The 24,589-nt window shown below is 72.0% G+C and carries 27 protein-coding genes and 1 riboswitch; of the genes, 15 read left to right on the forward strand and 12 right to left on the reverse strand.

Annotated features, from left to right (window positions below):
• Positions 1-24: 24 nt before the first annotated feature.
• The 3 genes from F6W97_RS35060 to F6W97_RS35070 form a co-directional block, all read right to left on the reverse strand.
• Positions 25-1,404 carry a glycine--tRNA ligase gene (locus F6W97_RS35060; RefSeq protein ID WP_155374862.1) on the reverse strand — a complete coding sequence of 460 codons (1,380 nt, stop codon included), beginning with the start codon at positions 1,402-1,404 and terminating at the stop codon, positions 25-27.
• A 185-nt stretch (positions 1,405-1,589) separates the two neighbouring features.
• The gene (locus F6W97_RS35065; RefSeq protein ID WP_155374863.1) at positions 1,590-2,093 is read right to left on the reverse strand and encodes a hypothetical protein; all 504 of its coding nucleotides are present in this window, start codon (positions 2,091-2,093) and stop codon (positions 1,590-1,592) included.
• Between the two features lie 101 nt (positions 2,094-2,194).
• Positions 2,195-2,518: an antibiotic biosynthesis monooxygenase family protein gene (locus tag F6W97_RS35070; RefSeq protein ID WP_144119457.1), complete on the reverse strand. Its 324-nt coding sequence runs from the start codon at positions 2,516-2,518 to the stop codon at positions 2,195-2,197.
• Between the two features lie 86 nt (positions 2,519-2,604).
• Between F6W97_RS35070 and F6W97_RS35075 the strand changes: the two genes are divergently transcribed.
• From F6W97_RS35075 to F6W97_RS35105, 7 genes are all read left to right on the forward strand, one after another.
• Positions 2,605-2,868, forward strand: coding sequence for a hypothetical protein (locus F6W97_RS35075; RefSeq protein WP_155374864.1), 264 nt, complete (start codon positions 2,605-2,607; stop codon positions 2,866-2,868).
• Positions 2,869-3,172: 304 nt separating this feature from the next.
• Entirely contained in the window at positions 3,173-4,093 is a 921-nt protein-coding gene (locus F6W97_RS35080) for a metal ABC transporter substrate-binding protein (protein ID WP_155374865.1), read from the forward strand.
• A gap of 29 nt (positions 4,094-4,122) precedes the next feature.
• Positions 4,123-4,884: a metal ABC transporter ATP-binding protein gene (locus F6W97_RS35085; protein WP_155374866.1), complete on the forward strand. Its 762-nt coding sequence runs from the start codon at positions 4,123-4,125 to the stop codon at positions 4,882-4,884.
• An 11-nt stretch (positions 4,885-4,895) separates the two neighbouring features.
• Complete coding sequence (locus F6W97_RS35090; protein WP_155374960.1) at positions 4,896-5,765, forward strand: metal ABC transporter permease; 870 nt, start codon at positions 4,896-4,898, stop codon at positions 5,763-5,765.
• On the forward strand, positions 5,762-6,100 hold the full coding sequence (locus tag F6W97_RS35095; protein WP_155374867.1) for an ArsR/SmtB family transcription factor: 339 nt from the start codon (positions 5,762-5,764) through the stop codon (positions 6,098-6,100). Before F6W97_RS35090 ends, F6W97_RS35095 begins: the two co-directional genes overlap by 4 nt.
• Before the next feature lie 253 nt (positions 6,101-6,353).
• Positions 6,354-6,764 (forward strand): Fur family transcriptional regulator, encoded by a 411-nt coding sequence (locus F6W97_RS35100; RefSeq protein ID WP_120316472.1) that lies wholly within the window; start codon positions 6,354-6,356, stop codon positions 6,762-6,764.
• A gap of 43 nt (positions 6,765-6,807) precedes the next feature.
• Positions 6,808-7,419 carry a hypothetical protein gene (locus tag F6W97_RS35105; protein WP_155374868.1) on the forward strand — a complete coding sequence of 204 codons (612 nt, stop codon included), beginning with the start codon at positions 6,808-6,810 and terminating at the stop codon, positions 7,417-7,419.
• A 218-nt stretch (positions 7,420-7,637) separates the two neighbouring features.
• On the opposite strand, the gene F6W97_RS35110 is transcribed toward F6W97_RS35105, so the two are convergent.
• The 3 genes from F6W97_RS35110 to F6W97_RS35120 form a co-directional block, all read right to left on the reverse strand.
• Positions 7,638-9,536: an acyl-CoA dehydrogenase family protein gene (locus tag F6W97_RS35110; protein ID WP_155374869.1), complete on the reverse strand. Its 1,899-nt coding sequence runs from the start codon at positions 9,534-9,536 to the stop codon at positions 7,638-7,640.
• 94 nt (positions 9,537-9,630) lie between these two features.
• The gene (locus F6W97_RS35115) at positions 9,631-10,443 is read right to left on the reverse strand and encodes a TIGR03943 family putative permease subunit (protein ID WP_155374870.1); all 813 of its coding nucleotides are present in this window, start codon (positions 10,441-10,443) and stop codon (positions 9,631-9,633) included.
• On the reverse strand, positions 10,440-11,471 hold the full coding sequence (locus tag F6W97_RS35120) for a permease (RefSeq protein ID WP_230687238.1): 1,032 nt from the start codon (positions 11,469-11,471) through the stop codon (positions 10,440-10,442). Before F6W97_RS35120 ends, F6W97_RS35115 begins: the two co-directional genes overlap by 4 nt.
• Before the next feature lie 109 nt (positions 11,472-11,580).
• A riboswitch (TPP riboswitch) is annotated at positions 11,581-11,686 on the forward strand.
• A 98-nt stretch (positions 11,687-11,784) separates the two neighbouring features.
• Between F6W97_RS35120 and F6W97_RS35125 the strand changes: the two genes are divergently transcribed.
• The 4 genes from F6W97_RS35125 to F6W97_RS35140 all read left to right on the forward strand — a co-directional run bounded on the left by F6W97_RS35125 (position 11,785) and on the right by F6W97_RS35140 (position 15,195).
• Positions 11,785-12,369: an ECF transporter S component gene (locus tag F6W97_RS35125; protein WP_155374871.1), complete on the forward strand. Its 585-nt coding sequence runs from the start codon at positions 11,785-11,787 to the stop codon at positions 12,367-12,369.
• Positions 12,369-13,709: an ABC transporter ATP-binding protein gene (locus tag F6W97_RS35130; RefSeq protein ID WP_155374872.1), complete on the forward strand. Its 1,341-nt coding sequence runs from the start codon at positions 12,369-12,371 to the stop codon at positions 13,707-13,709. Before F6W97_RS35125 ends, F6W97_RS35130 begins: the two co-directional genes overlap by 1 nt.
• Positions 13,706-14,482 carry an energy-coupling factor transporter transmembrane component T family protein gene (locus tag F6W97_RS35135; protein ID WP_155374873.1) on the forward strand — a complete coding sequence of 259 codons (777 nt, stop codon included), beginning with the start codon at positions 13,706-13,708 and terminating at the stop codon, positions 14,480-14,482. Before F6W97_RS35130 ends, F6W97_RS35135 begins: the two co-directional genes overlap by 4 nt.
• Positions 14,483-14,718: 236 nt before the next feature.
• Complete coding sequence (locus F6W97_RS35140; protein ID WP_155374874.1) at positions 14,719-15,195, forward strand: hypothetical protein; 477 nt, start codon at positions 14,719-14,721, stop codon at positions 15,193-15,195.
• A 104-nt stretch (positions 15,196-15,299) separates the two neighbouring features.
• Here F6W97_RS35140 and F6W97_RS35145 read toward each other — a convergent pair whose 3' ends face one another.
• The 4 genes from F6W97_RS35145 to F6W97_RS35160 are packed head-to-tail and all read right to left on the reverse strand — an operon-like array spanning position 15,300 to position 18,954.
• On the reverse strand, positions 15,300-16,109 hold the full coding sequence (locus tag F6W97_RS35145) for an isoprenyl transferase (protein WP_155374875.1): 810 nt from the start codon (positions 16,107-16,109) through the stop codon (positions 15,300-15,302).
• Between the two features lie 34 nt (positions 16,110-16,143).
• Positions 16,144-16,899: a DNA repair protein RecO gene (gene recO / locus F6W97_RS35150; protein ID WP_155374876.1), complete on the reverse strand. Its 756-nt coding sequence runs from the start codon at positions 16,897-16,899 to the stop codon at positions 16,144-16,146.
• A gap of 27 nt (positions 16,900-16,926) precedes the next feature.
• Positions 16,927-17,814, reverse strand: coding sequence for a GTPase Era (era, locus tag F6W97_RS35155; RefSeq protein ID WP_155374877.1), 888 nt, complete (start codon positions 17,812-17,814; stop codon positions 16,927-16,929).
• Positions 17,815-17,829: 15 nt separating this feature from the next.
• On the reverse strand, positions 17,830-18,954 hold the full coding sequence (locus F6W97_RS35160; protein WP_196279462.1) for a helix-turn-helix domain-containing protein: 1,125 nt from the start codon (positions 18,952-18,954) through the stop codon (positions 17,830-17,832).
• Between the two features lie 111 nt (positions 18,955-19,065).
• Here F6W97_RS35160 and F6W97_RS35165 point away from each other — a divergent pair, with 111 nt between their 5' ends.
• From F6W97_RS35165 to F6W97_RS35180, 4 genes are all read left to right on the forward strand, one after another.
• Positions 19,066-19,899: a phosphoribosylaminoimidazolesuccinocarboxamide synthase gene (locus F6W97_RS35165; protein ID WP_155374879.1), complete on the forward strand. Its 834-nt coding sequence runs from the start codon at positions 19,066-19,068 to the stop codon at positions 19,897-19,899.
• 47 nt (positions 19,900-19,946) lie between these two features.
• The gene (locus F6W97_RS35170; protein ID WP_155374880.1) at positions 19,947-20,135 is read left to right on the forward strand and encodes a hypothetical protein; all 189 of its coding nucleotides are present in this window, start codon (positions 19,947-19,949) and stop codon (positions 20,133-20,135) included.
• Positions 20,132-20,518: a hypothetical protein gene (locus tag F6W97_RS35175; RefSeq protein ID WP_155374881.1), complete on the forward strand. Its 387-nt coding sequence runs from the start codon at positions 20,132-20,134 to the stop codon at positions 20,516-20,518. The genes F6W97_RS35170 and F6W97_RS35175 overlap by 4 nt, the downstream gene beginning before the upstream one ends.
• 69 nt (positions 20,519-20,587) lie before the next feature.
• Positions 20,588-21,877, forward strand: a complete 1,290-nt coding sequence (locus tag F6W97_RS35180; protein ID WP_155374882.1) for a delta-60 repeat domain-containing protein — start codon at positions 20,588-20,590, stop codon at positions 21,875-21,877.
• Between the two features lie 224 nt (positions 21,878-22,101).
• Here F6W97_RS35180 and F6W97_RS35185 read toward each other — a convergent pair whose 3' ends face one another.
• Positions 22,102-23,328: a hypothetical protein gene (locus F6W97_RS35185; protein WP_155374883.1), complete on the reverse strand. Its 1,227-nt coding sequence runs from the start codon at positions 23,326-23,328 to the stop codon at positions 22,102-22,104.
• Between the two features lie 153 nt (positions 23,329-23,481).
• Positions 23,482-24,507: a LacI family DNA-binding transcriptional regulator gene (locus F6W97_RS35190; protein WP_155374884.1), complete on the reverse strand. Its 1,026-nt coding sequence runs from the start codon at positions 24,505-24,507 to the stop codon at positions 23,482-23,484.
• Positions 24,508-24,589 lie beyond the last annotated feature (82 nt).

A 24,589-nucleotide genomic window follows, 5' to 3' on the forward strand; every position in this document is an offset into this window, starting at 1 on the left:
GGACTTCGCACACGTCAACCAGCTTCAGCAGCCGGGCAGGCGCTCGATCAGGTAGCGCTCCACCTGGTCCAGTGAGACGCGCTCCTGGACCATCGAGTCACGATCACGTACGGTCACCGCGTTGTCTTCCAAGGTGTCGAAGTCGACGGTGACGCAGTACGGCGTGCCGATCTCGTCCTGGCGGCGGTAGCGGCGGCCGATCGCCTGGGCGTCGTCGAAGTCCACCACCCAGCGCTTGCGCAGCTGCGCGGCCAGGTCACGGGCCTTCGGCGAGAGCTGCTCGTTGCGCGACAGCGGGAGCACGGCCACCTTCACCGGGGCGAGGCGCTTGTCGAAGCGCATCACGGTGCGCTTGTCCACGCCGCCCTTGGTGTTGGGCGCCTCGTCCTCGTCGTACGCCTCCAGCATGAACGCCAGCACGGCCCGGGTCAGACCCGCCGCCGGCTCGATGACGTACGGCACCCAGCGCTCCTGCTTCTCCTGGTCGAAGTACGACAGGTCGACGCCGGAGTGCTTGCTGTGCGTGCTCAGGTCGAAGTCGGTGCGGTTGGCGATGCCCTCCAGCTCGGAGAACTCGGTGCCGCCGAACCGGAAGCGGTACTCGATGTCCACCGTGCGCTTGGAGTAGTGCGACAGCTTCTCCTGCGGGTGCTCGAAGAAGCGCAGGTTCTCGGCCGAGATGCCCAGGTCGAGGTACCAGTTCCAGCGCTCGCTCAGCCAGTACTCGTGCCAGGTCTCGTCGGTGCCCGGCTCGACGAAGAACTCCATCTCCATCTGCTCGAACTCGCGGGTCCGGAAGATGAAGTTGCCCGGGGTGATCTCGTTGCGGAAGCTCTTGCCGACCTGCGCGATGCCGAACGGCGGCTTCTTGCGCGCGGTGGTGGCCACGTTGGCGTAGTTCACGAAGATGCCCTGCGCCGTCTCCGGCCGCAGGTAGTGCACGCCCTCGGCGCTCTCGACCGGGCCGAGGAAGGTCTTCATCAGGCCGTTGAACATCTTCGGCTCGGTGAAGGTGCCCTTGTTGCCGCAGTTGGGGCAGTTCAGCTCGGACAGCACGAAGGTGGCGCCGGGCTTCTTCTCCAGGAACGCCTCCTCCAGGTGGTCGGCCCGGTAGCGCTTGTGGCAGCTGGTGCACTCGGTCAGCGGGTCGACGAACGCCTCGATGTGACCGGAGGCCTCCCACACCTGGCGGGCCAGGATCACCGCGGAGTCCAGGCCGACGATGTCGTCGCGCTGCTGGACCATCGTCTTCCACCACTGCCGCCGTACGTTGTCCTTCAGCTCCACGCCCAGCGGACCGTAGTCCCAGGCCGAACGGGTGCCACCGTAGATCTCACTCGACGGGTAGACGAAGCCCCGGCGCTTGGCCAGGCTGACGACGGAATCGATGCGGTCCGCGGGCATGATCAGGTCTCCATTCCGTTGGAGGTTGCCGCCGGCTGGCTGTCGGCGGAGGGTCGGCGGAAGATCCGCTCGACGTGGATACGGTACGGGCCACCTTCGGTCACCCGCATGCGGTTAAACGCTACTGCACACGGAACGTGGTGAGTCGGCCGGTGCGCCGTGGCGGCGGCGGCATCGCCCAGCCGCTACTTGCGCCCGCAGACTTCCAGGTCGGTGGTCTTCGGGTCCTGCGCGAGCAGGTAGACGACCTGCTCGGTGTCGCCGTCGGTGTAGCGCTCGGTGACCGGCAGGGTGATCCCCGACGTGCCCTGCAGCTCGACCTCGCCCAGCTCGTACGACTGGATCCGCTCCGGCCGGGACTCCTCCCGGCTGGTGAACCGGTCCAGGTCCAGCCGCCGCTGCTCGTCCTCGCAGAGCAGGTTGTAGGCCTGCTCGTACTTCTCGGCCTTCAGCGCGTCGAGGTACGACCCCACCGTGACGTGGGCCCGCTCGTTGATCGCCTGGACCCCGGTGACGGCCAGGCCGACGCCGGCCACCAGGCCGCCGCCGCAGCACAGCGCCACCAGCCCGCCCGCGATGCCGAGCGCCCAGCCCAGCCGGGTCCCGCTGCCTTCGGCGGGCGCGGCCGGGAACGGCGGCGCGGCGCCCGGACCGGGCGGCACGGGCGAGGGCGCGGGCGTCTGGGTCATGGCCGCGATCATATTGCGTTCTTCCCACCCACCGCCGCCGTGCCCGAAACCGGACCGGGGCACGCCAGGGTCCCGGCGCTCGGTCTCGGGTCAGCCCGAGGTCACGCCCGGTCGCTGGCCCGGGTCTGCACCTCGCCGCCCGGCTCGGCCTGCGCCAGCGTCTCGAACGCGCACGGCTCCATCAGCGATTCGGCCAGCAGGGGCGTCGCCGTCATCTTCACGTCGAAACCGCCCAGCGCCCGCCGGTACGCCCCCACGCTCTCCCACTCGGTGAGCAGGCACCAGTGCTCCGGCTCGTCCAGTGACCGGGTCAGCTCCCCCCGCAGGTAGCCGGGCCGGGCCGCGAGCGCCGCGAGCGCCGCGTGGGCGCGTTCGACGAACGCCTCTTCATTGGCGGCGATCACGAATCGATTGAGCATCAGCACCTCACTACAGTAAGGAGGGCACCTTCTTATCGTTTTACGGGGTAAAGGGTGCCCTTCTTAACCCATGCCGGAGAGGACCAGCAGTCGTGCCCCAGGACGTCGCGAACAACCCCCTGCTGCGCCGGCTGGCCCGGATCCCCAAGGCCGCCGCGCTGCTGGGCACGCTGGCACTGCTGGTGGCGGCCGTGCTGCTGCCGAACCCGTACGGCGGCGTCCTGCTGCTCGCACTGGCCGCCGGTCTCGCCGCGCTGCTGATCACCACCTGGCCGGTGCAGCCTCCGGCGACCCGCGGCCTGCGCGTGGTGGTACTCACACTGCTCACCGCCGCCGCCCTGACCCGCCTGTTCTGACCAGGACCCACGGCACGGCCGCCTCGCCGCCCGTCAAGACCGCCCGACCTGCCCGGCCCCCGTGCGTATCTTGAGCCCGCGTCCGGCCGACTGCCGGGCAAGTCGGGCGATCTTGGCCGGTGGCCTGCGGCCCAGCAACCCGAGCCGTTAACAAGGTGCCCTTCCTCTACGCGGAGCGTTAAGAAGGTGCCCTTCCTTCGCTCGTGGGCGGCGGAGCATGGAGGCGGGAGCGGAGGGCGGGCGGCAGGGATATGCACCTATGCGTTTTTGACAATCGTTCTCATTTTCAGAGAGAGTTGACGCCATGCTGAGCCGATCTCTCCAGCGCGCCGCCGCCGCCGGCGCCGCCGCGCTGCTGGCCTTGGGCACCGTCACCGCCTGCTCCGACTCCCCCGCCGACTCCGGCCGTTTCAGCGTCGTCACCGGCTTCTACCCCCTGCAGTTCGTCTCCGAGAAGGTCGGCGGCCCCGACGTCGACGTGGTCAACCTGGCCCAGCCGGGCGCGGAGCCGCACGACATGGAGCTGTCCCCCACCCAGGTCGCGCAGGTCGCCAACGCGGGGCTGGTGGTCTACCTCAAGGGCTTCCAGCCGCAGCTCGACGAGGCCGTCGCACAGAACGCCGCGGACCGCGCGTTCGACGTGGCCGCGGTCACCCCGCTGGTCAGCGGGCCCAACCATGAGGGCGCGAACGAGGAGGGCGGCAGCGCCCCCGACCCGCACGTCTGGCTGGACCCGACCCGCCTGGCCGCGATCGCCGGCAGCGTCTCGCACAAGCTCGCCGAACTCGACCCGGCGCACGCGGCGGGCTACGCAGAGCGCGGCAACGCCCTGGTCGCCGAACTGAACAAGCTGGACGCCGAGTTCACCGCCGGGCTCGCCGACTGCCGGCGGCACGAGATCGTGACCAGCCACGCCGCGTTCGGGTATCTCGCCGACCGGTACAAGCTGCAGCAGATCGCGCTGTCCGGGCTGACCCCGGACACCGAGCCCACCCCACAGCAGATCGCGGCCGTCGCCGCGGAGGCCCGCAAGTACGGCGCGACCACGATCTTCTTCGAGACGCTCGTCTCGCCGAAGGTCGCGCAGACGCTGGCCGAGCAGGTCGGCGCGAAGACGGCCGTACTCGACCCGCTGGAAGGCCTCGCCGAGGGCGGTACGGGTGACTACTTCTCGGTCATGCGGACCAATCTCGCGACCCTGCGAACCGCGTTGGGCTGTGCATGAGCCTGCGCGGCGAGCTGACAGGAGAAGGCGTGAACCCCCCGGTTCTCCAGATCAAGCATGGTGCGGTCGCCTACGACCGGCCGGTGCTGCGCGACGTCAACCTCACCGTACGCAGCGGTGAAGTGGTCGCCGTGCTGGGCGCCAACGGCAGCGGCAAGTCCACGATGATCCGGGCCGGGCTGGGCCTGGTCCCGCTGGCCGAGGGCCGGGTCGAGCTGTTCGGCGTCCCGCTGCGGCGCTTCCGCGACCGGCAGCGCATCGGGTACGTGCCGCAGCGGCTCGGCGCGGGCGGCGGCGTGCCCGCCACCGTCGGCGAGGTCGTCTCATCCGGACGGCTGGCCCGGCGCGGCTTCCCCGGCCTGCCGCGGACCGGTGACCGGCAGGCCGTCGCGCGGGCGCTCGCCGCGGTCGACCTGACCGACCGGATGCACGACCCGGTCGCCTCCCTGTCCGGCGGCCAGCAGCAGCGCACGCTGATCGCGCGGGCGTTGGCCGGGGAACCGGACCTGCTGGTGCTCGACGAGCCCACGGCCGGCGTCGACGCCAAGTCGCAGGAGGCGTTCGCGCAGGCGCTGCGCGACTTCGTCCGGCACGGCGGCACGGTGCTGCTGGTCGCGCACGAGCTGGGCCCACTGCAGCCGGTCATCACCCGCGCGGTGGTCGTGCACGACGGGGTCATCGCGCACGACGGCGCGGTCCCCCACCCCGCCGGCCACCACGCCGAACCCGGCCACGACCACGTGCACCCGCACGCCCCGCAGGACCCGCCGAGCATCTGGGGACGCGAATGAACGTGAACCTCATCGAGATCATGTCCCTGCCGTTCATGCAGCGGGCGCTGCTGGGCGCGCTGATCACCGGCCTGATCGCGCCCTCGCTGGGCATCTACCTGGTGCAGCGGCGCATGTCGCTGATCGGCGACGGCATCGGCCACATCGCCCTGACCGGCGTCGGCGTCGGCCTGCTCACCGGCACCTCGCCGGTGCTCACCGCGATCATCGTGTCGGCCCTGGGCGCGGTCGCCGTCGAGCTGATCCGCGAACGCGGCCGCACCTCCGGCGACATCGCGCTGGCCATCCTGTTCTACGGCGGCATCGCGGGCGGCGTGTTCCTGGTCGGGCTCGCCCCCGGCAAGGGCAGCGCCAACCTCACCTCGTACCTGTTCGGCTCGCTGCTGACCACGTCCGCCACGGACTTGATCACGATCGCGATCCTCGGCGCGTGCGTGCTCGTGGTCACTGTCGGGCTGCGGCCCTGGCTGTTCGCGATCTGCCAGGACGAGGAGTACGCCAAGGTCTCCGGCCTGCCGGTGCGCACGCTCAACCTGCTGCTCGCCGTGATGACCGCGGTGACCGTCACCGTCGCCATGCGCTCGGTCGGCCTGCTGCTGGTCAGCGCGCTGATGGTGGTGCCCGTCGCGGCGGCGCAACTGGTCTCGCGTGGCTTCGGCGGCACCATGACCCTGGCCATGCTCGGCGGCGTGATCAGTGCCGGGGCGGGCATCCTCATGTCCGCCGGGTACGACACCGCGCCCGGCGCGACCATCGTGCTCGCCGCCATCGCACTGTTCATCCTGGTCGCCGCCGTGGGCGCGGCACTGCGCCGGCGACGGCGCGCCGACAACGGCCCCGCGGCGGCATGCGATCCGCCCGAGTGCGTCCTCGACTCATGATTGGGTATGCACCGACGCGCGGGGCTACGGTGGTCGATGTGAGCCAGACGCAGTCCTACGCCCGAGCCGGAGAGCTGCTGCGGGCGCTCGCCGCGCCCGTCCGGATCGCGATCGTGACCGAGCTGGCGGCGAACGGCGAACGCCACGTGCACGAGCTGGTGGAGCGGCTGCGAGTGGCCCAGCCGCTGGTCTCCCAGCACCTGCGGGTGCTACGGGCAGCCGGCGTGGTCCGCGCCGAACGGCACGGCCGCGAGATCGCATACTCGCTGGTGGACGAACACGTCGCACACATCGTGGCCGACGCCGTCACCCACGCCGCGGAGCAGCGCCCGTGACGCGGCCAGGCGACAAGCACAGGTCGAGCGAGGAGAAGGCGTGAGGGAGCTACGCGAGCGAACCAGCTGGCCGCTCAGCCATGCCGCCGACGAGCGCAGCGAGGAGAAGGCGTGAGGGAGCTACGCGAGCGAACCAGCTGGCCGCTCAGCCATGCCGCCGACGAGCGCAGCGAGGAGAAGGCGTGAGGGAGCTACGCGAGCGAACCAGCTGGCCGCTCAGCCATGCCGCCGACGAGCGCAGCGAGGAGAAGGCATGACGAGCCCACAGGGCACTGCGGCGCGCAACACGCGCCAGCGGTCCGCGGTGGCGACCCTGCTGTCCGAGGTGGAGGGCTTCCACAGCGCGCAGGAGCTGCACGCCATGCTGCGCGACCGGGGCGAGCGGGTCGGCCTGACCACCGTGTACCGGACGCTGCAGGCGCTGGCCGACGCCGGGGACATCGACGTGATGCGGCCGCCCGGTGGCGAGCAACTGTTCCGACGCTGCTCCAACGGACACCACCACCACCTGGTATGCCGCACCTGCGGCCGTACCGTCGAGGTGGCCGGACCGGCTGTGGAGTCCTGGGCGGACCGGGTCGCGGCGCAGCACGGGTTCGTCGACGTCAGCCATACGCTGGAGATCTTCGGCACCTGCCAGGGCTGCGCCACGACACGGGCTTGACGCGGGGCGTTTACCGATCGCCGGAGTCGACCACAATGCTGTCATGAAGCTCTATGCGGAGAAGCCATGGCGGTTCACCCGGCAGATCGTCGCCGATGTCACCGCCCTGGTCTGGAGCGCAGTGTGGATCTGGGCGGCGCTCACGCTGTACGACCTGGTCGAGAAGCTGGCGGTGCCCGGCCAGAAGCTGGAGAGCGCCGGCACGAACCTGGCCGCCGACATGGTGGAGGCACAGGCCCGCGCGGGGCGCATCCCGCTGGTCGGTGATGAGGTGGGCGCCCCGTTCGGCAGCGCCGCCAACGCGGCGAACTCCATCGCCGAGGCGGGACGGGACCAGCAGGAGGCCATCGCGAACCTGGCCACGGTGCTTGCCTGGCTGACCGCGGGCATCCCGGTGCTGATGGCGCTGGCGCTGTGGCTGCCGCTGCGGCTGTCCTGGATCCGGGCGGCCAGTGTCGCCGCGAAGGTGCGCCGCTACCCGGGCGGCGGTGAGCTGCTCGCGCTGCGGGCGCTGGCCACCGCGCCGCTGCGACGGCTCGCCTCGCTGGACAGCGGCGTGGTCGCGGGCTGGCGTACCGGGGATCCGGATGCCGTGGAACAGCTTGCCGCCCTGGAGCTGCGCCGCCTCGGCCTACGCGGCAGCCCTCGCCGCTGAACCGCTGGCGGCCCGCCGGCCCAGCTCGGCTCGGCTCGGCTCGGCTCGGCTCGGCTCGGCTCGGCTTGGCTCGCGGTTATGATCGCTGTTTGCGGTCAGAAAGTGCGGTCTGACCGCAGTTTCTGACCGCAAACAGCGATCATGGCGCGCTGCCCCGGACGGGGAGCGTTAAGAAGGGCACCTTCCTCTACGTATAGCGATGTGAAGGTGCCCTTCCTTCAGCGGGGTGGGATGCGGCGGCGGGCGTCGGTGGCGGTGGACGGGCCGGGGGTCCAGGTGGAGACCCATTCGCCCTGGTCGGGTGGGCCGATGATGCCGGCTTCCAGGGTGGTGTGGGCACCGGCGAGGACGCGGCGGGCCAGGGCGACGTCGGCGGCGTCGGTGTTGTTCCAGAGGGCGTGTTCGAGGATGACGATGCGGCCACGGGACTGCCGGCAGAAGAGGTCGGCGAGTTCGAGTTCCTCGGGTCGGCCGGAGGCGGTGGCGCGGGAGCAGACCGCGGCGATGGCGAACAGCTCCGCGCCGATGTCGACGATGCGACCCAGGAAGGCCTGCCGGTGTTCCAGTTTGCCCTGCCAGCGGGCCATACCCTGGAAGGTGTTGCGGGCCAGGCGGCGCGAGGCGCGCTCGGCCCAGCGCACGTGCTTGGCCAGCGGGCCGAACTTGCGGTATCCGCCGAAGGTGCCCCGCCCGACGGCGAGGGTGGGCAGCCAGCGGGCGTAGAAGCCGGTGGCGCGCAGCAGTGCCTTGCCCTTGGCGCCGACGGACGACTTCGGGTCGATGAGCGCCCCGGCGACGGACAGGTGCTGGTCCACCGCCTCGCGGGCGATGAACAGGTGCATGATCTCGGTGGAGCCTTCGAAGATACGGTTGATGCGCAGGTCGCGCAGGATCTGCTCGACGCCGATCGCCTTCTCGCCGCGGGCGGCCAGCGAGTCGGCGCTCTCGTAGCCGCGCCCGCCGCGGATCTGCACCAGCTCGTCGGCGACCTGCCAGGCCAGCTCGGAGCCGTACAGCTTGACGAGCGCGGCCTCGATGCGGAAGTCGTTGCGGTCGTCGTCGGCGAGCATGCAGCACAGGTCGAGCATTGACTCCATGCCGTACGCCGTGGCCGCGATGAACGCGATCTTCGTGGCGACGGCCTCGTGCTGGCCGACCGGCCGTCCCCACTGGACGCGCTGCTGGGACCAGCCCCGGGCGACGGCGAGGCACCACTTCGACGCGCCGACGCACATCGCGGGCAGGGAGAGGCGACCGGTGTTCAGGGTGCTCAGCGCGATCTTCAGGCCCTGGCCCTCGCCGCCGATGACGTTGTCGGCGGGCACGAACACGTCGTGGAACCGGGTGACGCTGTTCTCCAGGCCGCGCAGGCCGAGGAAGGCGTTGCGGTGCTCGACGGTGACGCCCTCGCTGTCACCCTCGACGACGAACGCGGTGATGCCGCCGCGGCGGCCCTCGCCCTTGGGCACCATCGCCATGACCACGAGCAGCGTCGCGACGGTGCCGTTGGTGGCCCACAGCTTGACGCCGTTGAGGCGGTATCCGCCCTCGACCGGGGTGGCGGTGGCCCCCATCCGGGCCGGGTCGGAGCCGACGTCGGGTTCGGTGAGCAGGAACGCCGACACCTCCCCCGCGGCGAGGCGGGGCAGGAAGCGCTGCTTCTGCTCCTTGGTGCCGAACAGTTTGAGCGGCTGCGGCACGCCGATGGACTGGTGCGCCGACAGCAGCGCGCCGATCGCCGGGCTGACCGAACCGGCCAGCGTCAGCGCGCGGCAGTAGTCCAGGTGGGACAGGCCGAGGCCGCCGTACCCGGGATCGATCTTCATGCCGAACGCGCCGAGTTCGGCCAGGCCCTGGAAGACCTCGTCGGGGATGCGGGCGTCGCGCTCGATGGCGGCCCCGTCGACCTCGGTGCTGACGTACTCGCCGAGCCTGGTCAGGAACTGCGCGGCGTCGGGGTTCGGGGCGGGCTGCGGCCACGGGTGGATCAGGTCCATCCGCAACCGGCCGAGGAACAGCTGCTTACCGAAGCTGGGCTTGCGCCACTCGCTCTCCCGGGCGGCCTCGGCCACCTGCCGGGCCTGGTCTGCGGTCACCTCACGCTGCACGGTCGTCATCGCCGACTCCCCTGTTTCGGTGGTTTGCGCCCTTGAATCACGCTACCCCGCAGTACTACCGAGCGGTAGCAGTTGGCAAACCGGCCGACAGTCCTTACTCGTACTGCTCGGCGGGAGGCTGGATCGGCCGCCACTCCAGCACCTCGATGAACGGGATGCTCTCCCCGTTGACCGCATCGGTGCCCCGCTGGTCGGAGTACGTTCCGGTGATCTCGACCCAGCTGTCGGCAGGCAGTCCCGCGGGCACGCTGCCGTTCATGCCGACCTTGATCGGGCGGGCGTCGGCCGCGCAGCAGGACAGGATCATGCGGGTGAGCAGCTGCCCGCCTGCGGGGTTGTCGGACAGGAATCCGGTGACCCGGACCTGCCGTTCGCCGATGGACAGTCCGTTGTCGAAGATCGCCCGGGTGGCGTAGTCGAGCACGCTGATCTCCGCGGGGTCCCCGTCCGGCAGCGCCGGAAAGTCCGACACCTGCTGCGAGGAGAGCGCGCTGCCGGCCTGTCCCGCAGCGTAGGAACCCAGCGCGGGCGGGGCCACCAGCAGCAGGCCGAGCACCGGCGCGATCAGCAGCCAGCCGATCCGCGGCTCGCGGTGCCCGCCACGGCCGTGGCCACCGACATCATGGCCGTGGTCGCCGTGCCCGCCGCCGGGACCGCCGTCCGTGTGGGCGTGATCGCCGTCGCCGCCGGATTCGTCGTGGTCCGCGCACTCGGTGTCGACGGTCGTGCCGTGGCGGATGTCGTACCAGAGGGTCATCACGGCGGCGACGACCAGCAGCACGCCCGCGCCGATCAGGAATGGCTGCAGGCCGGCCTTGACGTAGCGCAGGTACATGTCGGTGAGGCTGGCCTTGAGGATCGCGCCGCCGAGCAGCAGCATCACCACGCCCTGGGCCTGACGGTTCACAGCAGCACCATCCCGACTCCGGCGGCGACCACGACCGCCATCACGAACGTGGCCGGGGCGAAGCGCATCGCGAAGCGGCGGCCGAACACCCCGGCCTGCATGGAGATCAGCTTCAGGTCGACCATCGGGCCGACGACCAGGAACGCCAGCCGCGCGGTGAGCGAGAACTGGCTCAGCGACGCGGCGACGAACGCGTCCGCCTCGGAGCAGATGGACAGCAGCACGGCCAGCGCGGCCAGGGCCAGTACGGACAGCACGGGCTGGTCGGCGACGGCCTGCAGCACCGACTCGGGCACCAGGACGTTGATGGTGGCCGCGGCCATCGCGCCGAGCACCAGGAAGCCGCCCGCGTGCACGATGTCGTGGCGGCAGGCCGCCCAGAACGCCCGCCAGCGGGACAGGTCGTCCAGCTCGGGCCGGTGCGGCAGCCTGATCCACTCCTGCTTGCCCAGGCGCAGCCAGAGCCAGCCCATCACCATGGCGACGACGATGCTGGCCAGGCCGCGGGCGACCACCATCTCCGGGTTGTTCGGGAAGGCGACCGCGGTGGCGGTCAGCACGATCGGGTTGATCGCGGGCGCGGCCAGCAGGAACGCCAGCGCGGCGGCGGGGGTGACGCCGCGGCGGATCAGCGAGCCCGCGATCGGCACCGAGCCGCACTCGCAGCCGGGCAGCACGACGCCCGCGCAGCTGGCCACCGGCACGGCGAGCGCCGGGTGCTTGGGCAGCGCCTTCGACCAGAACGAGCGCGGCACGAACACCGCGATCACCGCCGACAGCGCCACCCCGAACACCAGGAACGGCGTGGCCTGCACCATCACCGACACGAACACGGTGGTCCAGGTCTGCAGCAGCGGTGTGGAGATCGCGGCGGCGATCGGCTCGCGGAAGATGAGCAGCGCTATGAGCAGCGCCGCGAGCACCTCGACGGAGCCGATCCGGCCGCCCAGCAGCGGCTTGGGGGCCGGGCCGCCCCCGGCGGGCGGCGACGGGGGCGCCGCGGGCGGGCGCTGATCGACGGAGGTCACACGGATCCTTCGCGGTATCGGGGTGTGCCGACCGGCACAGGTTACCGGGCGCCGGTTCGGTGTTAGCCTTTCCGGCACAAGCGCCGCTGTCCAGCGGCCTCATATGAACAAGTAACGACAGGGGAGCGCACAGCGCTGAGAGTGCGGCATTCGGCCGCAGACCCTCGAACCTGATCTGGGTAATGCCAGCGCAGGGAGTTCGGTCAACACCTCACCGCCACGTCTGCTTTCGTGATACCCCCAAATGGGGTTATCGCGGGCGCGACGTGTGCACTTCTCCTCGTTCGTCCCCTCAACGGACCAGGAGTTATTCATGACTAGCTATCGCTGGCGGACCGTCGACATCGTCGTCGCCTCGATCCTCGCCGTCGCCTTCGGCGTCGTCTTCTGGGCCTGGGGCCTGCTGTGGAACGGCCCGGCCGGGGCGATCTTCGGCTCGACCTTCCCGCCGGCCGCGGCCGCCATCTACGGCGTCTGGCTGCTGCCCGCCGTGCTCGCCCCGCTGATCATCCGCAAGCCGGGCGCGGCGATCTACACCGAGCTGGTGGCCGCGATCGTGTCGGCGCTGCTCGGCACCTCGTGGGGCATCTCGGTGCTCTGGTACGGCCTGGCCCAGGGCGCGGCCGGCGAGCTGGGCTTCCTGCTCGGCGGCTACCGCCGCTGGAATCTCGGCCAGTCGCTGCTCGCGGCCACGTTCGCGGGCCTCACGGCGGCGGGGCTCGACCTGTTCTACTACTACGGCGACTGGCAGTTCAGCTGGAAGATCGCCTATGTCGCCATCGTCGTGGCCAGCACGCTGCTGTTCGCGGGCGTCGGCGGCCACTTCCTGACCAAGGCCCTGGCCGGCACCGGCGTGCTCGACCGGTTCCCGTCCGGCCGCAGCCGCGACCTGGTCTGATGATCACGCTCGAGGGGTACGGGTGGCGGCACGCCGGTCGTCGTGCGTGGGCGGTGCGCGGGCTCGACCTGCGTATCGAGCGCGGCGAGCGGGTGCTGCTGCTCGGCCCCTCGGGCGCGGGCAAGTCCACCCTCCTGCACGCGCTGGCCGGGCTGCTGCCCGAGGACTCCGGCGAGGCCGAGGGCGTACGCAAGGTCGACGCCGGCCACGTCGGCATCGTGTTCCAGGACCCGCAGTCGCAGCTGGTGATGTCGCGGGCCGGGGACGAGGTCGCGTTCGGCCTGGAGAACCTCGGCTGGTCCCTGGACCAGGTCTGGCCCCGGGTGGACGAGGTGCTGCGCCAGGTCGGTTTCGGCTACGAGCGGGACCGGGCCACCGACGCCCTGTCCGGCGGCGAGCAGCAGCGCCTGGTGCTCGCCGGAGCGCTGGCTCCGCGTCCTGAGCTGCTGCTGCTCGACGAGCCCACGGCCAACCTGGACCCGGCCGGGGCCGCCCTGGTCCGCCGGGCACTGCGCGACGCCGTCGACGCCGACACCACCGTGGTGCTCATCGAACACCGCATCGCCGAGGTCCTGGATCTGGTCACCCGGGTGGTGGTGCTGGAGCCGGGCGGCGGGGTGCGCGACGACGTCCCGCCGCACCTGCTGACCGGCCCGCTCGGCGCGGAGCTGGCCGCGGCCGGGGTCTGGGTGCCCGGCCATCCCGCACCCGCCCGCCATGCCGCGAACCCGCCCGGCGACGTCCTGCTCTCGACCCGTGACCTGCGGGTACGCCACCTGTCCTACCCCGACGTCACGATCCGCGCCGGTGAGGCGCTCGCGGTGACGGGACCCAACGGCAGCGGCAAGTCCACTCTCGCCCTGGCCCTGGGCGGCCTGCTCAAACCCGCCGCAGGCGAGGTGCGCAGCCCCGACGGGTCACCGCACCGCTGGCGCGCCCACGCGCTGGCAGCCCGGATCGGCTCGGTGTTCCAGAACCCGGAGCAGCAGTTCGTCGCCGCCACCGTGCGCGACGAACTGGCGCTGGGCGGCACGCCCACGTCCCGGGTCGACGAGCTGCTGACCCGGCTACGGCTGGACCACCTGGCCGGGGCGAACCCGTTCACCCTGTCCGGCGGTGAGGCGCGGCGGCTGTCCGTGGCCACCGCGCTGGCCGCCCGTCCCCGGCTGCTGATCCTGGACGAGCCCACCTTCGGCCAGGACCGGCGCACCTGGATCGAGCTGGTCGACCTGCTGGCCGCGCTGCGCGACGACGGCCACGGCGTCGTCACCGTCACCCACGACCCGGACGTGGTCACCGCCCTCGCCGACCGCGTCCTCGACCTGGGACGAAGCTCATGACCAGCACGGCGACCGCGATACAGCGCAGCGACGCACTGCTGGCGCGGCGCACCCCGGTCGCGAAGATCGTCTTTCTGGCGCTGTTCACCACCTCGGCCCTGTTCACCCGGGACGTGGCCGCGCTCGGTTTCGCCCTGGTGGTGACGTTCCTGGCCGCGCCGCTGTTCGGGATCACGCCGTGGGGGCTGCTGCGGCGGGGCTGGCCTGCGCTGCTCGGCGCGGCCACGGTGGTGCTGTCGCTGGCGCTGTTCGCGGCGGACCGGTCAGGGACCGTGCTGGTGGAGTTCGGGCCGATCGTGATCACTTCGACGGTGCTGGGCAACGCGCTGTCGCTGGCGCTGCGGCTGCTGGCCATCGCGCTGCCCAGCATCCTGGTGTTCAGCACGACCGACCCGACCGACCTGGCCGACTCGCTGATCCAGCACGCCCGCGTCTCACCCCGCTTCGCGATCGGCGCGCTGGCCGCGTTCCGGCTGGTCGGGCTGCTCGGCGACGAGTGGCGGATGATCGCGATGGCCCGCCGCGCCCGCGGCATCGACGCCGGGCACAACCCGGTGCGCTGGCTCAGGCTGTTCGCCGGCACGGCGTTCGGGCTGCTGGTCGGCGCGATCCGGCGCGGCACCCGGCTGGCCGTGGCGATGGACGCCCGCGGCTTCGACTCCGGCCTGCCCCGCACCGTGGCCCGCCCGATGCCCTGGCGCCCCGCCGACTCGCTGCTCGTCCTCACCGGCGCCCTGCTCGCCGCGCTGATCCAGCTCATCGCCCACCGCTGACCGGCCCAACAGCCTCCCGGCCCCAAGATCACCCGACTTGCCTGGCGCCTGCGGGTGTCCCCGTCCTCGATACCCACAGGCGCCAGGCAAATCCGTGGGTCTTGGGAGGGTCTTCGCAGCAACGCCCAGGAACGGCCGCGCCGGGTGGAGCTCGACTGCGAAGACTTGCCCTCGCCGTCCGGTTGCCGTTATATATCGTTCACCGATTCATTGGCCTCCGCGACGGGAGATCCGGCATGGCGCAGTCGACGACGAAGCGCGCGGGCAAGCTGGTCGCGGTGGCGTTCGGGCTGGTTCTCGCAGGTCTGGCCGTGACCGCGCACCACGACTGGGAGAACAGGCGCGTGGCCGAGCTGGGCTGCCGGACCGGACCGCTGCTGCCCTGGATCACCGAGCAGGAGCATCGCGGCGCTTTCCTGTTCCCCTACGGCACGGTCACCTCCTGCCGGGTGCTCGGCGGCGAGGTAGGTCTGCTCAGCGCGGACGCCGACACCGACCTGCTGCTGGAGACCCGCCGCGGACTCGTGGCCGTGCGGGTCGCGTACCGCGACATGGACCGCGGCCGGCAGTGGACCGCGAAGGCCACCGAACTCACCGCCGACCAGGCCGCCCACCTGCTGTCCGACGCGGAGGAACGGCGGCTGCGCACCTCGATCGCGTCCCGCGGCGGCGTGCTCGCCGAGGAGTGGACCCTCAACTACGGCGACGGCTGACCAGGATCCGCGGACTTGCCCGGCGCCTGTGGGTATCCGGGTTCTTGATACGCACAGGCGCCAGGCAAGTCGAACGGTCAAGAGCCCGCAGCGCGCCGCGCCGGTCAGGCCGTCGGGGCGGGTGGGGCGACCGGGTTGGGCAGGGCGCCGCCGAAGCGGCGGTCGCGCTGGGCGTACAGCTCGCAGGCGTACCAGAGGTGGCGGCGGTCGAAGTCGGGCCACAGCGTGTCCAGGTAGACGTGCTCGGCGTACGCGGACTGCCAGAGCAGGAAGTTGCTGGTGCGCTGCTCCCCCGACGGGCGCAGGAACAGGTCCACGTCCGGCACCTCGGGGTGGTAGAGGTACTTCGCGAACGTCTTCTCGTTGACCTTGTCGGCCTTGAGCCGGCCCGAGGCCACGTCCCGGGCGATCGCGGCCGCCGCGTCGGCGATCTCGGCCTGGCCGCCGTAGTTGACGCAGAACTGCAGGGTGAGCTTGGAGTTGGCGCGGCTCATCTGCTCGGCCGCCTCCAGCTCGTCGATGACGCTCTTCCACAGCCGTCCGCGCCGGCCCGACCACACGATGCGTACGCCCAGGTCGTTGAGCATGTCGCGGCGGCGGCGGATGACGTCGCGGTTGAAGCCCATCAGGAAGCGGACCTCGTCGGGCGAGCGCTTCCAGTTCTCCGTCGAGAAGGCGTACACCGACAGGTAGGGCACGCCGATCTCCAGCGCCCCCTCGATGGTGTCGAACAGGGAGAACTCGCCGCGCTTGTGGCCCTCGGTGCGGGGCAGGCCGCGGTCCTTGGCCCAGCGCCCGTTGCCGTCCATGACGATGGCGACGTGTTTGGGCAGCGCGTCGCCGGGCAGCTTGGGCGGGGTCGCGCCGGACGGGTGGAGCGACGGCGGCTTCGGCTCGCGCCGGGTTCGGATCACGTTGCGTTTCCCCTGTTCGGGTGCGGGAGCGGGCTCAGCCCGGTTCCCGGCGATCAACCAACGGCAGAGAGCGTAGCTGCCGTTCCAGGTGCCACTGCAAATGCGCCGCCACGAAACCTGCACACTCGCGCTGCACCGGCGGCTCGGCCCGCTCCGCCGCGGCCCAGTCGCCTTCCAGGAGGGCGAACATCAGGTCGAGGGTCGCCGGGTCGGGATGGGCGGCGCCGGGCGGGCGGCAGTTCAGGCAGGTGACACCCCCGGCGGGTACGGAGAACGCCCGGTGCGGCCCCTCCTCCCCGCACACGGCGCAGTCGCGCAGCGCCGGGGCCCAGCCGGCCTGCGCCATGGCCCGCAGCAGGTAGGCGTCGAGCACCAGCGGGCCGGGCCGCTGCCCCTCGGACAGCGCCCGCAGCGCGCCCAGGGTGAGCTGGTAGAGCCGCAGCGCGGGTTCGCGCTCGACCGGGGTCAGTCGTTCGGCCAGCTCCACGATCGCGCTGGCCGCCGTGTAGCGCGGGTAGTCGCCCAGGAAGCGGCGGCCGAACAGGTCGCGGCCCTCGACCTGGGTGACGGTGTCCAGCGAGCTGCCCTCGCTGCACTGCACGTCGATGTGGCCGAACGGCTCCAGCCGCGCGCCGAAGCGCGAGGTGGTGCGGCGTACCCCCTTGGCGACCGCGCGCACCCGGCCGTGCTGGCGGGTCAGCAGCGTGACGATCCGGTCGGCCTCGCCGAGCTTCTGCACCCGCAGCACGAGCGCGTCGTCGCGGTAGAGAGGTCGACGCATACCCGGCATGGCTGCGACCCTACCGGCCCGGGGCGACTAGAAGCCCAGCCGCCGGAGCTGGCGGGGGTCGCGCTGCCAGTCCTTGGCGACCCGCACGTGCAGGTCGAGGTAGACCTTGGTGCCGAGCAGCTCCTGGATCTCCAGGCGGGCCTTGGTGCCGACCTCCTTGAGCCGGGCGCCGCGCGCGCCGATCATGATGGCCTTCTGGCTCTGCCGCTCGATGTAGATGTCGGCGTACACCTTGGTCAGGCCGTCCTCGGGGATGATCTCCTGGATCAGCACCGCGATCGAGTGCGGCAGCTCGTCGCGTACCCCCTCCAGTGCGGCCTCGCGGATCATCTCGCCGATCAGCACGTGCTCGGGCTCGTCGGTGAGCATGTCGTCCGGGTAGAGCTGCGGCGACTTCGGCAGGTGCCCGACCATCACGTCGACCAGCGTGTCGAGCTGGGAGTTGGCCACCGCGCTGACCGGCACCACGTCGGCGAACTCGCCGAGCGCGTTGACTGCGAGCAGCTGCTTGGCCAGGGTCTCCTTGTCCACCAGGTCGGTCTTGGTGACCACGGCGACCACGGTCGCCTTCAGCGCGGCGATCTCGCCCGCGATGAAGGTGTCGCCCTTGCCGACGGGCTCGTTGGCGGGGATGCACAGGCCGATCACGTCGACCTCGCTCCAGGTCGCGCGGACCAGGTCGTTGAGCCGCTCGCCGAGCAGGGTGCGCGGACGGTGCAACCCGGGGGTGTCCACCAGCACCAGCTGCGAGTCGGGGCGGTGCAGCACGGCACGGATGATGTGCCGCGTGGTCTGCGGTTTGTTCGACGTGATCGCGATCTTCTGCCCGATGATCGCGTTCGTCAGAGTCGACTTGCCCGCGTTCGGCCGCCCGACGAAGCAGGCGAATCCAGCACGGTATGAGTTGTCCGCCACCTGCTCAACCTACCGTCAGGGCAGGAAGGCGGGCTCATCGGCGTACCCACGGCGACCGGCGGAGGGCTCGGCGACGAGCGTGGCGAACAGGTCGTCGACCGGGGTCTGCAGCAGGTCGGCCAGCGGGACCAGGGTCGTGGCGCCGTCGGCGTACGCCCCGAACAGCTCGCCCACCAGCCGGGCCGGCAGCCGCGGGGCCTGCGCCGCGCCCATCCGGGCCAGCAGCGCCTGCCGCCCGGCGGGGCCGGGGTGGCAGCGGGCCGCCGTCCACGGGCTCAGCTCGGCCTGGCGGGCCGCGTCGAGCAGCCCGAGCCCGCGCAGCCGGGCGGCCATCGCACCGGCCGAGACCCCGAACGCGCCGACCAGCTCGGCGAACACGGCGTCGGTGACCGGCGGCCCGGCCACCGCCCGCACCTCGGCCGTGGGCATCAGGAACGCGGCGGCGAAGGCGTCGGCTCGCTGTTCCAGCGCGGCGCGCTGGCGTCCGGGCGCGAGGTGCTGGTCGAGCAGCGGCTGTTCGGCGTCACCGGCCAGCACGTGGCCCAGCGCGTGCGCGAGCGCGAAGCGCTGCCGGGTGAACCGGCTGGTGACGTTGCCGAGCACCAGCCGGCCGTGCGCGGACTGCCAGGCCAGGGCGTCCGCGCCACCGGGCAGTGCGAGCAACGCCACGTCCACCGCGAACGCCTGCTCGACGGCGGTCGCCAGCTCCGCGGTGGGCAGCGCGCGCACGCTGGGCACGCCCAGCGCGGTGACCGCCCACTCCGCCAGCGCGCGGCCCGTCGCCCCGGGCGGCCCCGCCGGGGGCTCGGGCAGGCGTGGCAGCGGGGGGCGGCGGCCCAGCAGGCGCAGCCGCTCGTACGCCGCGGCGTAGCGGTCGACCAGGGCGCGGATCTCGTCACCCGAGCTCGGCTCGACGGCAGGCAGGGCGGGCTCCCGGGTGCGGCCGGTGAGCAGCCAGTCCACGCTGACGTCACCGGCGTCGGCGATCAGGGCCAGCTCCAGCGAGGTGAAGCGGCGCACGGCGTTGAGCGACTTGGACAGTTTGTCGGCGCTGATGCCGACCAGTTCACTGAAGGCGGCCTGGCTGGACGACACGCGTGTGATCACCGAACGGACGCGGTCGATCACGCCTTCATCCATGGCCATCACCGTAATGAGCAGTCGCGATAATCGCAACGGCCGTCGGGACGGTTGACACGGACCCGCCCCGCGGTCGCGGCCGCGCACTGCGGCTCCGGTACGGTGAGCTCCGTGGAGCTGCTGCATTCGGGCAAGGTCAGGGACGTCTACCGCGACGGCGAGGACATCATTCTGGTGGCGTCGGACCGGCTCTCGGTCTACGACGTGATCCTGCCGACGCCGGTGCCGGACAAGGGCCGGGTGCTGACCCGGCTCTCGCTGTGGTGGTTCGAGCAGCTCTCCGACATCGTGCCGAACCACGTCATCTCCGGCGACGACGTGCCGGCCGAGTTCGCCGGGCGGGCAGTGCGCTGCCGCTCGCTGAGCATGGTCCCGGTGGAGTGCGTGGCGCGCGGCTACCTGACCGGCGGCGGGCTCACCGAGTACCAGAAGAGCGGGTCCGTGTCCGGGGTCGTGCTGCCCGAAGGGCTGACCGAGGCGTCGCGGCTGGACGAGCCGGTGTTCACTCCGTCCACCAAGGCCCCGGTCGGCGAGAAGGACCTGCCGATGACGTACGCCGAGGTGGTCGACAAGGTCGGCGCGGACACCGCCGCGCAACTGCGCGACATCACCCTCGCCGTGTACGCCCGGGGCCGGGACATCGCCGCCGAGCGCGGGATCATCCTGGCCGACACGAAGATCGAGCTGGGCTGGGCCGCCGACGGCACTCTGGTGCTCGGCGACGAGGTGCTCACCCCGGACTCCTCGCGCTTCTGGCCCGCCGACGGGTACGCCCCCGGCCGGGTGCAGCCCAGCTTCGACAAGCAGTTCGTGCGCGACTGGGCGGTCGGCACCGGCTGGGACAAGACGCCTCCCGCGCCCGAGGTGCCCGAGGACATCATCGCGGCCACCCGGGCGCGCTACATCGAGGCGTACGAGCGGCTCACCGGGCTGGCCTGGTCCTGACTCGACGGTCGTTGCCCGGCCCGCGAAGACCGGGCTAACCTGGGCGTATGGCGCGCGAGACCTACCTGGAGACCCGGCGGCGGCTCGGCCTGCCCGACATCCCGCAGGAACTGCTCGACGAGTTCCGCGCCGAGCTGGCGCAGGAAGAGCAGCGGCGCAACGATCCGGAGTGGATGGCCGAACAGGAGGCCAACTACGAGGCCGTGCTGGCGCAGTTGCAGCGGAAGGCCCGGTGAGGCCCGCAGGCCGCATCCTCGACACGGGCGCCATCCGGCGTTACGTGGCAGCGGACAGCCTGACCGTCAGCGCCGCGCTGGCAGGCCTGGAGGCGGGTGGGTTCACCGCGCTGGTGCCCGCGCTGTGCCTGAGCGAGGCGTACTGGATGGCCGACCGGGCCGACGAGCCGATGCTGGACGTGCTGCGCACGCTGCCGCAGGTCGACGTGGTGCCGCTGCGGGCCGGGGACGCGCAGGCGGTCGGCGGGCTGGCCCATCACCTCGGCACCCTCGGCCTGTCCCATGCCTGCCTGCTCGCGGCGGTGCTGCGGGTGCCGCTGATGACCACCGAACCCGCCCTGGCGGGCAAGATCCTCGGCGCTGACCTGCTACGCGAGGTGTGAACCCGAACGGGTTTTCAGAATTTGTCGCATTTCTTCACATAAGCGCCATATCACACCGATCATAGAGACATGCGTTCTCTGCTCGGCGTGTCGCTTGTCATCTCGTCCGTCCTGCTCGCCGGTCCCGCGCCCGCGGCGTCCGGAGCCGACGCGGGTGCCGGGCCCCCGATGCCCCGGGTCGTGTCCACCAACCCGGTGGACTGGACCCCGCACGTCACCGACGGGCAGGTCTGGGCGATGGCCCTGATCGGCGACACCGTCGTGGTCGGCGGGGACTTCAGCGCCACCACCGACGCGCGCCGCCAGGCCGCGATGAGCCGCCGCCACCTGATGGCGTTCCGCCTGTCCGACGGCCAGATCACCGACTTCGCGCCGGAGCTGGACGGGCCGGTGTACGCCCTGGCCGAGGGACCCGACGGCAGCCTGCTGGTGGGCGGGAACTTCACCAAGGTCAACGGCCGGAACCGCCGCTCGCTGGCCCGCCTCGACCTGACCAGCGGCAGGCTGCACCGCAGCTTCTGGGCACCGGTCGACGGCGACGTGCGCACCCTCGCAGTGTCCGGGAGCACCCTCTACGTCGGCGGTTACTACCGCTCCGTCAGCGGCGTGCCCCGCGCCGGGCTGGCCCGGGTCGACGCGCTGTCCGGCCGCCTCGACGAGGGTTTCGACGCCGGGTTCTCGGACTCGGTCGAGAACTACCCGCGCGCCGAGGCGATGAGCCTGTCACCCGACGGCACCCGGCTCGTCGTGATCGGAAACTTCGCCCGGGTGCAGGGCCTGGACCGCCAGCAGCTGGTCAGCCTCGACGTGACCGGCCCGCAGGCCGTGGTCGACGACTGGTCCACGTCCTTCTACGGCGTCGACCGCTGCGACGCCCGCTTCGACAGCTACGTCCGCGGCATCGACCACTCCCCCGACGGCTCCTACTTCGTCGTGGTCACCACCGGCCACGACTCCGGACCGGACCTGCCCTGCACCACCGCGGCCCGGTTCGAGACCGCCGGACCCGGCGAGCACCGCCCCACCTGGATCAACCACACCGGCGGCCACTCCCTCTACGCCGTGGCCGCCACCGGTCCGGCCGTCTACGTCGGCGGCCACCAGCTCTGGCAGGACAACACGTACGGCCAGAAGTCCAAAGGCCCCGGCGCGGTGGACCGGCCCGGCATCGCCGCGCTCGACCCGGTGACCGGACGGGCCCTGGACTGGAACCCCACCCGCACCCGCGGCCAGGGCGTACGCGCCTTCGTGACCTGCCCGCAGGGCCTGCTGGTCGGCTCCGACACCGACGAACTGGCCCGCGAGTACCACGCCCGCATCGGCCTGTTCCCGTATCCGCCGACGACCGGGCCTGCGTGACCGCCGCCCCGGCCCGCAACAACGGATCTTGTGCAGTTGATGTCGCCGGAGCGATCAACTGCACAAGATCCCCGTGAAGCCTCCCGCGACGGGCGCTGACCGGCGGCCTGGGGGCCGGATTCAGCTCGGACGGCGTCGGGCCCCAGGTCGCGCCCGTACGTGACGAGGCCCCGTCTCCGCCGCGTGGGTCGGCGGGGACGGGACCTCGGGTTCGGTGCCTCAGATCAGCGGAACATGGTCACGATGTCGTTCCAGAGTCCGATGAGCGCGGTCGCCACAGCCGGGCCGGGCTCGGCCGGACGCGGCCGGTGCTGCCCCGGAGCCACCGGGGGCGCGGACGGGTCAGGCGCTGCCGACGGATCCACGATCGGCTCGACCGGCGGCGCGGACGGATCCACGATCGGCTCCACAGGCGGTGCCGACGGGTCCACGATCGGCTCCACAGGCGGTGCCGACGGGTCCACGATCGGCTCCACAGGCGGTGCCGACGGGTCCACGATCGGCTCCACAGGCGGTGCCGACGGGTCCACGATCGGGTCAGACGGCGGCGCGGACGGGTCCGCGCTCGGCTCGACCGGCGGCACGGGCGGAGCGAACGGGTCCACGATCGGTTCCGCGGACGGGGACGGCGCGGCCGACGGATCCACGACCGGCGGCTCGACGGGTTCCGCCGACGGGTCGGCCGAGGGCGCCGCGGACGGCTCCACCGCCGTGGCGGCGTGCGCCGGCTTCACTTTCGCGGACGGCGGTGCCGAAGGCTGCGGCGCGGCCGAGGGCACGACCGTGGGCTCGGGCGATCCCGACGGTGCGGGCAGCACCACGGGAGCCGACGGGTCCGGGCTCGCCGTGTCCGAGGGGTCCGGGCTCGCGGTGGCGGACGGGTCCGGGCTGGCGGAGTGCGAGGGACGCGGACCGGCGGAGTGCGACGGGTGCGGGTCGGCGCTCGCCGACGGATCCGGGTCGGCGCTGGCCGATGCGGACGGTTCCGGGACGACGGGCGGCAGCACCGTACCCTCGGCCGGGCAGGTGCGGGCCAGCACGAACAGCGGCGCGGTGCCGGTGATCTCGGCCTTGGCCCCGGTGAGGGTCCAGCCCTCGGGCAGCGCCACCCACGCCTTGCTGGTGTTCGCCCGCAGCACCACGCCGCCGCCCTCGGCCGGGACGACAGCGGTGGCCTCGGTGCCCTCGGGGGTGGTGAACGTGGCGGTGACGCTGACGAAGTCACCCGTCTTGGCGTGGTCGCCGGGCAGCTTGAAGATCCAGACGTCCTGACCGGACAGCGGTCCGCCGCCGAAGGCCGGATCACAGACGTGGTTCTCGAACGCCGCGGCGGTGAAGCCGACGCTCGCCGGCAGGATGTCGACGGGCGCGTTCGCCCACGCCTTCGCGGGCTGACCGCCGAGGTCGGTCCCCGCGAACACCAGTGCCATCCCGAAGGTCAGCACTGCCATCCCGCAGGCGGCGAGTGGTCGGTTTCCCGGCCGGATGAGTCGGAAGTTGAGACGTCGCATGCATACCTCCACTGAGCTCGACGCAGCCCAGGGACTACCCGCAGTCAATCGGCTCAAACCGGACTAATCAGGTTTTTTGGGAAAAATGGGAAATCAGTGCAGTGTGCTCGCCCGCCCGGTGCTCTCGCGTACCACCAGCTCAGCCGGGGCGGGCACGAGACGGCCGCCCGGCTCGCCGTCGAGCAGCAGCCGCATGGCCCGCGCCCCGATGTCGGCCAGCTGCAGGCGCACGGTGGTCAGCGCCGGGGTGAGGTCGGTGGCGACGGGCAGGTCGTCGAAACCCGCCACCGAGATCTGCTCCGGCACGCGGCGGCCCAGCTCGCGCAGGGCGGCCAGCGCCCCGGCGGCCATCAGGTCGTTCAGCGCGAAGATCGCGGTCAGCTCGGGATGGCGGCCCAGCAGCTCGTGCGCCGCGGTACGGCCGCCTTCGCGGGTGAAGTCGGCGTGGAGCAGTCGGGGCCCGGACACCACCGAGGTGAAGCCGGCCAGCCGCTGGGCGACCGTGGCCAGCCCCGCCGGGCCGGTGATCACCCCGATCTCGCGGTGCCCCAGGCCCACCAGGTGCTCGGCGACGAGGCGGCCGCCGCCGTACTGGTCGGGCACGACGGTGTCGATGCCGGTGCCGTGCGCGCCGATCGCGGCGACCCGCCCGCCCGACTCGGCGAACGCCGCCACCTCCTCGGCGAACGGCTCCCCGACGAACGCCGAGCCCGCCAGCAGCACCGCGCGGGCCCGCTGCGCGCGCAGCCGGGCCAGGTAGTCGCGTTCGAGATCCGGGTCACGGAACGTGTTCGCCACCAGCACCATCAGGTCGTGCTCGCGGGCCACGCCCATCGCGCCGGCCGCGATCGCGGCGAAGTACGGGTCGGCGATGTCGTGCACCAGCACCCCGACGACCGTGCTGCGCGAGCGGGCCAGCGACTGCGCCGGGGCGTGGGCTACGTAGCGCAGTTCGGCGGCGGCGGCGGTGACGCGCTCGGCCAGTGCCTCGGCCACCCTGCGCCCGCCGCTGCCGTGCAGCACCCGGGACGCGGTGGCCAGCGAGACACCGGCCGCCGTGGCGACCTGCTGCAGCGTGACGGCGCCGCCGGGCGCTCTGGTTGACGAGGTTCGAGGCATGGGCGTAGGGTACCGCCTCGCAGGCGGAAAGCGCTTTCCACCCCCACCCTTCGCCGCGGCTCCTCGCGAGCGGCGGCCTCCC

The sequence above is a fragment of the Catellatospora vulcania genome, assembly GCF_009720385.1.
Classification (GTDB): domain Bacteria; phylum Actinomycetota; class Actinomycetes; order Mycobacteriales; family Micromonosporaceae; genus Catellatospora; species Catellatospora vulcania.